Below are 11,038 nucleotides of genomic sequence, written 5' to 3'. Positions count from 1 at the left end.
CTTTTCAGCTTCCTTGACGGCAGCGCCAACCGTGAGGTCGGGGTTCATGACGAAGGCCTGCGACAGCAGCGCGACTTCTTCGAAGAACTTGCGCATGCGGCCTTCGACCATCTTTTCGATGATCGCGTCCGGCTTGCCGGAGGCGCGCGACTGCTCGATGAAGACGTTGCGTTCGCGTTCGGCGACAGCAGCGTCGACTTCTTCGGCACGGATGGCGAGCGGCGCCGTTGCGGCGACGTGCATGGCAACCTGGCGGCCAATGGCGTTCAGAGCTTCCTTGTCGCCGGTCGACTTCAGCGCGACGAGAACGCCGAGCTTGCCGAGACGGTCAGCGGCAGCGTTGTGGATGTAGGTCGCGACGACGCCGTCTTCGACCGACAGGGCAACCGAGCGGCGCAGGTTCATGTTTTCGCCGATGGTGGCGACGGCGTCCTTGATCGTGTCGGTAACGGTCTTGCCGGTCGCCGGGTAGATGGCAGCACCTACGGCGTCAACGGTGCCGTCGGTGGTGAGTGCTACGTCGGCAACGCCACGAACCATCGACTGGAAGGCGTCGTTACGGGCAACGAAGTCGGTTTCCGAGTTGACTTCGACGACGACGGCCTTGGTGCCGGCGCTGGCGATGCCGATGAGGCCTTCGGCAGCCGTGCGGCCTGACTTCTTGTCGGCCTTGGCGATGCCCTTGGCGCGCAGCCAGTCGATTGCCGCTTCGATGTCGCCGTTGTTTTCAGCCAGCGCCTTCTTGCAGTCCATCATGCCTGCGCCGGACTTTTCGCGCAGTTCCTTCACCAGTGCAGCGGTGATTTCAGCCATTGTGAGCCTCTTGTCGGTTGTTGCGTGCCGCCGAAAACCGCGGCGAACTCAAGGTTTTGGGAACGAATGTACCCGGAAATATGACAGGGTGATGAAGATCACCGCTGGCCTGCCGCCGTAAACGCGCCCTGTGGGAACACGGGCTGGCAGGACCTTTAAACAAGCCGAGGCCAGGGATTGTCTCTCTGGCCTCGGTTTAACAGGAAAGAGGGAGCGAAAGTGTCGCTCCGACCTTGGCCTTACGCTTCGGCTTCGAGAGCCGGCTCGACCGGAACCTCAGCCGAGGCGCCGAGGTCACGGCCCGAAGCGCCCTGCTGACGCGCGATGCCGTCGATGGCAGCGCGGGCGATCAGGTCGCAGTAGAGGGCGATGGCGCGCGAGGCGTCGTCGTTGCCGGGGATCGGGAAGTCGATCGGGTCCGGATCGCAGTTGGAGTCGATAACGGCGACGACCGGAATGCCAAGACGCTTGGCTTCTTCGATCGCGATCGATTCCTTGTTGGTGTCGATGATGAACATCAGGTCCGGCGTGCCGCCCATGTCGCGGATACCGCCGAGAGCCTTTTCAAGCTTTTCGCGTTCGCGCTCGAGGTTCAGGCGCTCCTTCTTCGAGTAGCCGGAGCCTTCCGAAGCGAGGATCTCGTCGAGCTTGCGCAGGCGCTGGATCGAGTTGGAGATGGTCTTCCAGTTCGTCAGCATGCCGCCGAGCCAGCGGGCGTTGACGTAGTACTGGGCCGAACGCTTGGCAGCGTCAGCGATGATGTCGGAAGCCTGACGCTTCGTGCCGACGAACAGAACGCGGCCACCACCGGCAACGGTGTCGGACACGACCTGAAGGGCGCGCGACAGCATCGGAACGGTCTGGGCCAGGTCGATGATGTGAACGTTGTTGCGATCGCCGAAGATGTACGGCTTCATCTTCGGGTTCCAGCGGTGCGTCTGGTGGCCGAAGTGGATGCCGGCTTCGAGAAGCTGGCGCATAGAGAAATCGGGCAATGCCATGCCTAGTTATCCTTTTCCGGTTGAACCTCCGCAAGGCGAACAGCACTTCCCAAGAGAAATGCCACCGGGCGGAACGATCCGGATTTCTCCCGGACAATCCCAAGCCTCACGTGTGGAATGAGCGGCCCTTTACGCCCAGTTTCCCGGAAAATCAAGGGCCACGGGTTAAAAAATGCTGAGAGAGCCGCGCCTACTTGCATTCCTGCGGCTTGAACATCTCAAGCTTGGCGAGCTTGCCGGTCAGCACGAACTCGCCGTAGTCCATGGTGAGGTCCCGCGTCACGCCGTTCTCGTAGAGCTTGAACGCCATGCGATAGACCGGCAGCGCATCGCCATCATTGGTGTCGTTATAGTAAGCGATGGACACCGGCCAGAAGGCCCGCTTTGCGAAATTGCCGGCCTTGTCGGCATCGGGATCGCCAGCCTTCGGCATTTCCTTCTTGCCGACGACGGAGGTCGTCATCAGTGTCTTGTCGCCCGCATCTGAGCCATCGTAGAGGCGCGATTCGAAGAAGCGGTCGCCCTTCTTGGCGTGCTCGATGACCTCGAGCATATGTTCGGTCGGAAAGCGGCTCTCCGCCAGTTCCAGCTTGCGCGCGTCGGGCGATGTCAGGTCGACGGAGACGCCCGTCTTGTCCTCACGCGCCGTGCCGCGCACTTCCTTGTCCAGCTTCTCGTCGGTGAAGGAGCGGGTGAGGAAGCGGAAGCTGCCGCTCTTCAGGTCCTCATAGGTGGTCGTCTGCTGGTCGGTAAGGCGCGTCTCCTCGCCGGTATTCACCTGCGTGACGAAGCGGAAGCTTACCGTGTAGCCGTCGCAGGGACTGCCGTTGAACTCATAGACCATGCGGCCATACATGCCGGCGATGCCGGAGCGCTCGGTGGCGTCCTTGAGCTGGAGGTCATAGACGGCGCGGTGCGGCGCAAGCCCGCTCGCCGGTGTGGCAAAGGCGCTGGTCACGCCGCTGCCGGCGAGGCATGCCCCGGCCATGGCGGCCGCGACAAAGGCTGAACGAAACATCCGTTTCCTCCTGTTGAAGTCGAGCGCGATGTTATATGAACTCTTTCGGCAAAAGCGAGGCAATATCCGCGCGATGCCATATTCATTTCCAACATTGCCGCGGTCCCGCGACGCAATGCCCCCTGAAGCCGAGAACGGAGACCGCAATGTCCGCTGAAATCGAAAAACGCGTCAAGGAACTGGGCTACGACATTCCCGTGGCGGCGGCACCGGCGGCCAACTACGTGCCCTTCGTCATCAGCGGCAACGTGCTCCACATTTCCGGCCAGCTCCCCATGCTCGACGGCAAGCTCGCGGTAACCGGCCATGTCGGCAAGGATGTCGATGTCGCTGGCGCCCAGAAGGCGGCCGAACTCTGCGCGCTCGGCCTGCTCGCCCAGGCGAAGGCGGCGCTCGGCGACCTCTCGCGCATCAAGCGCATCATCAAGATCAACGGCTTCGTCGCCTCCACGCCCGATTTCGTCGAACAGCATCTCGTGCTGAACGGCGCCTCGAACTTCCTGGTCGGCGCGCTCGGTGAAGCCGGCAAGCACGCCCGCGCCGCCGTCGGCATGGCCGCCCTGCCCCTGAATGCGGCCGTCGAGATCGACGCCATCATGGAAATCGCCTGATGCATAAATTCCACTGGCTGACCGAGCGCCCGATCGCGCATCGCGGCTATCATGATCTCAACCGGGCGGTCTGGGAAAACACGCTCTCGGCCTTCGCCCGCGCCGTCGAGGCCGGTTTCGCCATCGAGTGCGACCTGCAATATGCCGCCGATGCCATTCCCGTCGTCTTCCATGACGACGACCTGAAGCGTCTCTGCGGCATCGAGGGCGACGTTCGCCAGCGCACCGCCGCCGAACTCGGCCTGCTGAAGATCGGCGGCACGGCCGACAAAGTGCCGACGCTGCGCCAGCTGCTCGACCTCGTGAAGGGTCGCGTGCCGCTTGTCCTGGAACTGAAGGGCCGCAAGGGCGACGACGAGGGCTTCGCCATGGCGGTACTCGATACCATCGAGAACTATGAAGGACCGATCGCCCTGATGAGCTTCGACCAGTGGCTGCTGAAGGACCTGAAGGGGCTCGGCACCGACAGGCCCGTCGGCCTGACGGCGGACGGAGCGCGTCCGGAAGAGTTCGCCGTACATGAGGAAGGCATGCAGCTCGGCCTCGACTTCATCTCTTACTATTACGGCCATCTGCCGAATGCCTTCATCAGCCGGCAGCGCGACCTCGGCAGACAGATCATCACCTGGACGGTGCGCGACGACGAGGCGCGCACGATCACGGCGCTCAACGCGGACCAGATGACCTTCGAAGGTTTCGATCCGCGCGAAGCCCTGACGGCCTGAGGTGACGGTGCGCATCCGCGTCGAAACGAGCTTTGCCGATATTTCGGCTGAAGACTGGGGGCGCCTCGCCGGCGCCTCCAGGGTCGATGCGCAAATGCCCTACAATCCGTTCGTCAGCCACGCTTTCCTGTCTTCTTTGGAAGACTCGGGCTGCGCCACGGCCGAGACCGGCTGGCTCGGCCAGCATCTTCTCCTGGAGAACGACGAGGGCGCCCTTATCGGTGCCCTGCCCGTCTATCTGAAGAACCACAGCCAGGGCGAATATGTCTTCGACCACGGCTGGGCCGATGCCTTCGAGCGTGCCGGCGGCAGCTATTATCCGAAGCTGCAGGCCTCCATCCCCTTCACGCCCGCCACCGGCCCGCGCCTGCTGCACCGGGCCGATCAGCCAGTCATCGAGACGCAGGCAGCCCTTGCCGGCGGCCTGAAGGAGCTTGCCAAGCGCCATGGCGTCTCATCGGCGCATGTCACCTTCGTGCCGGACGCGGAAATGCCGATCTTCGAGGCTGCGGGCTATCTGCACCGCACCGACCAGCAGTTCCATTTCGTCAATGACGGCTACGGCTCATACGATGCCTTTCTCGAAACGCTGGCGTCGCGCAAGCGCAAGGCGTTGAGGAAGGAGCGCCGGGCGGCGTTGGAACACGGCATCGAAATCGACTGGCTGACCAGCAGCGATCTGACCGAGGCGATCTGGGACCAGTTCTTCACCTTCTATATGGATACCGGCAGCCGCAAATGGGGCCGCCCCTACCTCAACCGAAAATTCTACAGCCTGATCGGCGAGCGCATGGCCGACGACATTCTGCTCGTCATGGCCAAACGCGACGGCCGCTATATCGCCGGCGCGATCAATTTCATCGGCGGCGATACGCTTTACGGCCGCCACTGGGGCTGCATCGAGGATCATCCCTTCCTGCATTTCGAGGTCTGCTACCACCAGGCCATCGACTTCGCGATCGCCAAGGGCCTGAAGCGCGTCGAAGCCGGCGCGCAGGGCGAGCACAAGCTGGCGCGCGGCTACCTGCCGACTATTACCCATTCCGCCCACTACATCACCCATGCGGGCCTCCGCCGCGCCGTGGCCGATTATCTCGAGCGCGAGCGCCGGGACGTGGAGATGATGGGCGACTATCTGGCCGGACACGGCCCCTTCCGCCGCGGCGGAGACCACGACGAGACAGAGTAAGACCGGGAGACGAGCATGAGCTACGACAGCAACAACATCTTCGCAAAGATCCTGCGCGGCGAGATCCCCTCGCACCGTGTCTATGAAGACGAGCACACGATCGCCTTCATGGATGTGATGCCGCAGGCCGACGGACATACGCTCGTCATTCCCAAGGCGCCCTCGCGCAACATCCTCGATGCGGATCCCGAAACGCTGGCGCGGCTGATAGCCGTCGTGCAGAAGATCGCCGTCGCGGCCAAGGAGGCCTTCGAGGCGGATGGCGTAACGGTCATCCAGTTCAACGAGCCCGCCGCCGGCCAGACCGTCTATCACCTGCATTTCCACGTTATCCCGCGCGTCGAGGGCCTGCCGCTCAAGCCGCATTCCGGCACGATAGAAGATCAGGGCGTGCTTGCCGCAAACGCACAGAAACTGCGCGACGCGCTTTGAGCCTTGCCGCTCTATGCAGCGGCAGTGCTACGCTCGAAAACCGGCGCCGCATAGCGGCGCAGGATCTGCCCCGACAGGACATAGGACAGGTAGAAGACTGTTATCCCGCCGAACACATCCATCAGATGGTGTCCGCCTTGAACCAGAATGGCGGGCACCATCAGCAGGTTGATGATCACGGCCGGGATCGCCAGAAACCGCACCCGCGCCAGAAAGACCACCGACATGCAGGCCATAATGGTGTGAAACGACGGAAAAGCGATCAGGCCCAGAACATTGTGCGGCGACAGTACAGTCACACCCTCGCGGCTCAAGCGCACCAGCTCGCGTCCATAGGCGGGATCGGCTGCCATCGGCATACGCGCAAGGACTTCGGCCGGCAGGTCGTATACGGCCGACGTGCCGAAGGACGGGAAAAAAGACCAGAAGAGGATCGCCAGCAGCGCGCCGAAAACGCCTGTCAGCATGAAACGCTGCAATTGTACGCCGTCGGCAAAGAAGCCAAGCGCCAGAATGATGACCGCCATCTGCGGCAGCGAACTGAAATAGACGACCCGGAGAACCGAGCCGAAAAACGGAAAACCCGAAACCCACGTGACAAAAACCGGCCAGTCGAAGCCCACGGCCGCATCGAGCCGCAACAGCAACGGATCGATCGGCGTGAAGAAGACGGGCAGCAGCATATAGTTGAAGACAGACCCAGCCAGCGTGAACAGGATGAACACCCCGGTTGCCGTCACGGTCGCGGCAATCTGCGCATCCGAGCGGACGCTGCGGTAATATTGCCCGAGCCCGATCATGGCAAGGCCACCCAAAATAAACAGGGCATAGGCGCCGGCATCGATAGCCACGCCCTTCACGACAATCAGCACGGCCGATAGCGCCAGCAGGATCACTGTCAGCAACAGGATCAGTCGTTCCGCGGGAAGAAACAGCATGCCGGTCTCCTTGATCATCCTTTCTCTACCGAATGCACTTTAAAATTTGGATAAATGCGACCGGATTGGCTCAAAAGCCGAGCATAGACAGACCAACCGCAAGTGTTGCGATCGAGACACCGATACCGACGGCGGGTTTCCGGCCAACCGTAAAAAAGGCGGTAGCTCCGACAGCCACCGAGCCTAACCGCAACCAGAGCGGGGAGGCTTCGAGAACACCGGTCGGATAGACGATCAGCTTGGCTATAACCGCCGCGACCAGCGCGGTGGCAACCGCCCTCACCCAGTTTAGCACCTCGGATTTTTCATCGATGCGGTTGCCCGCGATAACCCCGGACCAGCGCCAGAAATCGGTGGCGAGCCAGCCGGCAATGGCGATATAGATATAGGGCCAGGGACCGTCGAAACTCATCGTGCGGCCTCCTTCTGGCGCAACAACCGCTCTCCCCACCAAGCCAGCGTGCCGCCGATGATGCCGGCGAGCAGGATGTCATATTCGGGAGCGATCACCGCGAAGAGCCAGCCGAGCGCAAGGCCGATGCCGAGTGCCCAATAAATCACCCGATGGCGCGCGGAAATCCAGATCGAGGCGAGAAAATAGACCGGTGTCAGGAAGAACAGGCAGCCGGAGACAACAGGTGGGAACTCCGAAACAGCGCCATAAACGAGGCCGACCAGAAGGATATTGACCGTGGTCAGCGTCATGCCGAAGCCGGCGAAGAACGCGACGCGGCCGGAGCGCGGCACGTCGCGCACATGCTCCATGGCAAACACCCAGGCGGTGATGGCGACGAAATGCGAGACGATGAGCAGCAGCCAGGTCGGCGTGCGGCGGTCACGGATTTCCGGGATGAGTGCGGCCACCATCGGCATCATGCGCACGGAAGACAGCGTCACGGCCAGGAACGCCGTCGCGATATGCGCGCCCGACAGCATGGAGCCGACGAGGATAACCTTCGCGGGAAGCGCCCAGACCATGCCGGTCATGAACATCACCTGCCCGACCGGGATCTTCGCCTCCGCCGTGAAGGCGGCAAAACCGACGAAGGACAGCATGAGGATAATCGCCGGCAGGCTGAAAAGCCCGCGCATGCCGACAAGGAACCAGTGTGTTTGGGAGTGGTGGTCCGGCACGGTCTCGGCAGTCATCGGTATCTCGGGTCATCGGCAAAAAGAAAGCCGGGCAGTTTCCTGCCCGGCTGGTATCATTTGTAAAGCCGTTATTTCTTGCGTGGGACCTTCGGAACCGCGCTTGACGATTTGCGCGGCGGCTCGTCCTTCGGTTCCTGAGCCTTGGCTTCCGCCGCCTTCTTGGACGACTTGGCCTTGGCGGGTGCCGCCTCGGCGGCAACGGTTTCCTTGGCCTTGCGGGGCTTGGCCGTCTTGGCGGCAGCCTCTTCCACTTCGGCCTTCGGCTTGATCGGCGCGGTTTCCGGCACGGCGTCGAGAATCAGGCCCTTCGAGCCGTCTTCCTTCGGACCGACGGAGACGCGCACCACGCCGCCCTTCTTGAGCTTGCCGAAGAGGATTTCGTCGGCAAGCTTCTTCTTGATGTTTTCCTGGATGACGCGCGCCAGCGGGCGGGCACCCATCTTCTCGTCGTAGCCCTTCTCGGCCAGCCAGGCGATTGCTTCCTGCTGAAGATCGAAGGTGACGTTGCGTTCGGCCAGCTGCGTTTCCAGCTGCATGACGAACTTCTGCACGACCTGATGGATGACCGGCGTCGGCAGCGAGCCGAACGGGATGATCGCATCCAGACGGTTGCGGAATTCCGGCGTGAACAGGCGGTTGATCGCCTCCATGTCCTCGCCTTCGCGCTTGGACGAGCCGAAGCCGATGGCGGCCTTGGCCATGTCGGATGCACCCGCATTGGTCGTCATGATCAGGATGACGTTGCGGAAGTCGATCTTCTTGCCGTTATGGTCGGTCAGCGAGCCGTGATCCATGACCTGCAACAGGATGTTGTAGAGGTCCGGATGCGCCTTCTCGATTTCGTCGAGCAGCAGCACGCAATGCGGATGCTGGTCGACGCCGTCGGTCAGCAGGCCGCCCTGGTCGAAGCCGACATAGCCGGGAGGTGCACCGAGCAGGCGCGAGACCGTGTGCCGCTCCATGTATTCCGACATGTCGAAGCGCAGCAGTTCCACGCCGAGCGAGGCGGCAAGCTGCTTGGCCACTTCCGTCTTGCCGACACCCGTGGGGCCGGAGAACAGGTAGCTGCCGATCGGCTTGTTCGGTTCGCGCAGGCCCGCACGGGCAAGCTTGATCGCCGATGCCAGAGCCTCGATCGCCAGATCCTGGCCGTAGACCACCGAGCGCAGTTCCTTCTCCAGGTTGGAGAGCACCTGTTCGTCGTCCTTGGACACGGTCTTGGCCGGAATGCGGGCCATGGTGGCGATCGTCGCCTCGATCTCCTTTTCGGTGATCAGCTTGCGACGCTTGCCGGCAGGCAGCAACATCTGGGCCGCACCGGTCTCGTCGATCACGTCGATCGCCTTGTCCGGCAGCTTGCGGTCGTTGATGTAGCGCGCCGAAAGCTCGACAGCCGACTTGATCGCCTCGTTCGAGTAACGGAGCTTGTGGTACTCCTCGAAATAGGGCTTCAGGCCCTTCATGATCTCGATCGTGTCGTCGATGGTCGGCTCGTTGACGTCGATTTTCTGGAAACGGCGGACGAGCGCCCGGTCCTTCTCGAAGAACTGGCGGTATTCCTTGTAGGTCGTCGAGCCGATGCAGCGGATCGCGCCGGAAGACAGCGCCGGCTTCAGCAGGTTGGAGGCATCCATCGCCCCGCCCGACGTGGCGCCCGCGCCGATGACCGTGTGGATCTCGTCGATGAACAGCACCGCACCCGGATAGTCTTCCAGCTCCTTGACGACCTGCTTCAGGCGCTCCTCGAAGTCACCGCGATAGCGCGTGCCGGCAAGCAGCGTGCCCATGTCGAGCGAGAAGATCGTGGCGTCCGCCAGCGCTTCCGGCACCTTGCCTTCGATGATGCGCTTGGCGAGGCCCTCGGCAATCGCCGTCTTGCCCACGCCAGGATCACCCACGTAAAGCGGATTGTTCTTGGAGCGGCGGCAGAGAACCTGGATCGTGCGGTTCACTTCGGCATGACGGCCGATCAGCGGGTCGATCTTGCCGTTGCGGGCCTTCTCGTTGAGGTTGACGCAATAGGCGGTCAGCGCGTCCTGTTTCTTGGCGGGCTCTTCCTGCTCGCTGCCGCTGCCTCGCGTCTGCTTCTGCTCGTTTTCGGTTTCGTCGGAGCCGCGCACCTTGCGCTCCTCGGAGGCGCCCGGCCGCTTGCCGATGCCATGCGAGATGAAGTTGACGGCGTCGTAGCGCGTCATCTCCTGCTCCTGCAGGAAATAGGCAGCATGGCTTTCGCGCTCGGCGAAGATCGCGACGAGCACGTTGGCGCCGGTCACTTCCTCGCGGCCGGAGGACTGGACATGGATCACCGCGCGCTGGATGACGCGCTGGAAGCCGGAGGTCGGCTTGGAATCCTCTTCATAGCCCGTCACCAGATTGGCGAGGTCATGATCGACATAGTCGGTGACGGTCTTGCGCAGCACATCGAGATTGACGTTGCAGGCACCCATCACGGCGGCGGCATCCCCGTCGTCGATCAGCGCGAGAAGCAGGTGTTCCAGCGTTGCATATTCGTGGTGGCGCTCGTTCGCATAGGTCAGTGCCTGGTGGAGCGCCTTTTCAAGGCTTGCAGAAAATGTCGGCACGGTCGTTCCTCATTTCTTTTCCATGACACATTGCAGCGGATGCTGGTGCTGGCGGGAGAAATCCATCACCTGTGTCACTTTGGTTTCGGCAACCTCGTAGGTAAACACGCCACACTCGCCTACGCCATGATTGTGCACATGCAGCATGACCCGCGTGGCCGCTTCACGGTCCTTCTGGAAGAAACGCTCCAGAATGTGGATCACGAATTCCATGGGCGTATAATCGTCGTTGAGAAGCAGCACGCGGTACAGGCTCGGCTTCTTCGTCTTCGGCTTCGTGCGGGTAATGACGGAGGTGCTGCGACCGGGAGTGCCGCCGCTCTCGTCACCGTCCTGCATTGTGACCCGTCTCACAGTCATTTTCGTGGTCATTCCCTGATTACGAGTCCTATTCCGGCCGCTTCCTTTATGGCGCGTCGTTCGGCTGAGGTAGCCTTTGGACCTGTTATCTAATGTTTCGTCACACGATTGTAAGACCCCTGCTTCGCACTGCAATCATAATCGCCGGCTGTCCGAAGGAAATAGCGAAATTTGCGACCAGCGCGTCAGCCCCGCGCAACCCCCGAAACGCGAAAAG

General features: G+C 62.1%; 12 protein-coding genes. 4 read left to right on the top strand and 8 right to left on the bottom strand.

Translation table 11 applies throughout. The features are described from left to right. The 3 genes from tsf to ACOZK4_RS14265 all read right to left on the bottom strand — a co-directional run. The coding region (gene tsf, locus ACOZK4_RS14275; protein WP_421592454.1) for a translation elongation factor Ts at nucleotides 1-813 on the bottom strand (813 nt) is incomplete at its 3' end. Between the two features lie 239 nt (nucleotides 814-1,052). Continuing rightward, nucleotides 1,053-1,814 (bottom strand): 30S ribosomal protein S2, encoded by a 762-nt coding sequence (gene rpsB, locus ACOZK4_RS14270; RefSeq protein WP_117371155.1) that lies wholly within the window; start codon nucleotides 1,812-1,814, stop codon nucleotides 1,053-1,055. Nucleotides 1,815-2,004: 190 nt separating this feature from the next. Then, nucleotides 2,005-2,832, bottom strand: a complete 828-nt coding sequence (locus ACOZK4_RS14265; RefSeq protein ID WP_421592453.1) for a cell envelope integrity EipB family protein — start codon at nucleotides 2,830-2,832, stop codon at nucleotides 2,005-2,007. A 146-nt stretch (nucleotides 2,833-2,978) separates the two neighbouring features. Between ACOZK4_RS14265 and ACOZK4_RS14260 the strand changes: the two genes are divergently transcribed. The 4 genes from ACOZK4_RS14260 to ACOZK4_RS14245 are packed head-to-tail and all read left to right on the top strand — an operon-like array spanning nucleotide 2,979 to nucleotide 5,789. Beyond that, nucleotides 2,979-3,443 carry a RidA family protein gene (locus ACOZK4_RS14260; protein ID WP_160859452.1) on the top strand — a complete coding sequence of 155 codons (465 nt, stop codon included), beginning with the start codon at nucleotides 2,979-2,981 and terminating at the stop codon, nucleotides 3,441-3,443. Further along, entirely contained in the window at nucleotides 3,443-4,168 is a 726-nt protein-coding gene (locus ACOZK4_RS14255; protein ID WP_421592452.1) for a glycerophosphodiester phosphodiesterase, read from the top strand. The genes ACOZK4_RS14260 and ACOZK4_RS14255 overlap by 1 nt, the downstream gene beginning before the upstream one ends. 7 nt (nucleotides 4,169-4,175) lie before the next feature. Further along, a complete protein-coding gene (locus ACOZK4_RS14250; RefSeq protein WP_421592451.1) occupies nucleotides 4,176-5,357 on the top strand; it encodes a GNAT family N-acetyltransferase in 1,182 nt (393 codons plus the stop codon). A gap of 15 nt (nucleotides 5,358-5,372) precedes the next feature. Next, nucleotides 5,373-5,789 (top strand): HIT family protein, encoded by a 417-nt coding sequence (locus tag ACOZK4_RS14245; protein ID WP_421592450.1) that lies wholly within the window; start codon nucleotides 5,373-5,375, stop codon nucleotides 5,787-5,789. Between the two features lie 11 nt (nucleotides 5,790-5,800). Here ACOZK4_RS14245 and ACOZK4_RS14240 read toward each other — a convergent pair whose 3' ends face one another. From ACOZK4_RS14240 to clpS, 5 genes are all read right to left on the bottom strand, one after another. Next, nucleotides 5,801-6,745 (bottom strand): phosphatase PAP2 family protein, encoded by a 945-nt coding sequence (locus ACOZK4_RS14240; RefSeq protein WP_421592449.1) that lies wholly within the window; start codon nucleotides 6,743-6,745, stop codon nucleotides 5,801-5,803. Nucleotides 6,746-6,797: 52 nt separating this feature from the next. Next, entirely contained in the window at nucleotides 6,798-7,139 is a 342-nt protein-coding gene (locus ACOZK4_RS14235; protein WP_421592448.1) for an AzlD domain-containing protein, read from the bottom strand. After that, nucleotides 7,136-7,876 carry an AzlC family ABC transporter permease gene (locus ACOZK4_RS14230; protein WP_421592447.1) on the bottom strand — a complete coding sequence of 247 codons (741 nt, stop codon included), beginning with the start codon at nucleotides 7,874-7,876 and terminating at the stop codon, nucleotides 7,136-7,138. Before ACOZK4_RS14230 ends, ACOZK4_RS14235 begins: the two co-directional genes overlap by 4 nt. 71 nt (nucleotides 7,877-7,947) lie before the next feature. Beyond that, entirely contained in the window at nucleotides 7,948-10,461 is a 2,514-nt protein-coding gene (clpA, locus tag ACOZK4_RS14225; RefSeq protein WP_421592446.1) for an ATP-dependent Clp protease ATP-binding subunit ClpA, read from the bottom strand. Between the two features lie 9 nt (nucleotides 10,462-10,470). Then, nucleotides 10,471-10,821, bottom strand: a complete 351-nt coding sequence (clpS, locus tag ACOZK4_RS14220; RefSeq protein ID WP_244759840.1) for an ATP-dependent Clp protease adapter ClpS — start codon at nucleotides 10,819-10,821, stop codon at nucleotides 10,471-10,473. Nucleotides 10,822-11,038 lie beyond the last annotated feature (217 nt).

Source organism: Shinella sp. M27 (genome assembly GCF_049199905.1).
In the GTDB taxonomy this organism is placed as follows: domain Bacteria; phylum Pseudomonadota; class Alphaproteobacteria; order Rhizobiales; family Rhizobiaceae; genus Shinella.
The sequence above is the reverse complement of the archived record's forward strand: the minus strand, read 5'-3'. Positions and strand labels throughout refer to the sequence as shown.

Bases quoted from the DNA above. Each gene is read 5' to 3' on its own strand.
- rpsB (WP_117371155.1), bottom strand. From the start codon at position 1,814: ATGGCATTGCCCGATTTCTCTATGCGCCAGCTTCTCGAAGCCGGCATC.
- ACOZK4_RS14265 (WP_421592453.1), bottom strand. From the start codon at position 2,832: ATGTTTCGTTCAGCCTTTGTCGCGGCCGCCATGGCCGGGGCATGCCTC.
- ACOZK4_RS14260 (WP_160859452.1), top strand. From the start codon at position 2,979: ATGTCCGCTGAAATCGAAAAACGCGTCAAGGAACTGGGCTACGACATT.
- ACOZK4_RS14255 (WP_421592452.1), top strand. From the start codon at position 3,443: ATGCATAAATTCCACTGGCTGACCGAGCGCCCGATCGCGCATCGCGGC.
- ACOZK4_RS14245 (WP_421592450.1), top strand. From the start codon at position 5,373: ATGAGCTACGACAGCAACAACATCTTCGCAAAGATCCTGCGCGGCGAG.
- ACOZK4_RS14240 (WP_421592449.1), bottom strand. From the start codon at position 6,745: ATGATCAAGGAGACCGGCATGCTGTTTCTTCCCGCGGAACGACTGATC.
- ACOZK4_RS14235 (WP_421592448.1), bottom strand. From the start codon at position 7,139: ATGAGTTTCGACGGTCCCTGGCCCTATATCTATATCGCCATTGCCGGC.
- ACOZK4_RS14230 (WP_421592447.1), bottom strand. From the start codon at position 7,876: ATGACTGCCGAGACCGTGCCGGACCACCACTCCCAAACACACTGGTTC.
- clpS (WP_244759840.1), bottom strand. From the start codon at position 10,821: ATGACTGTGAGACGGGTCACAATGCAGGACGGTGACGAGAGCGGCGGC.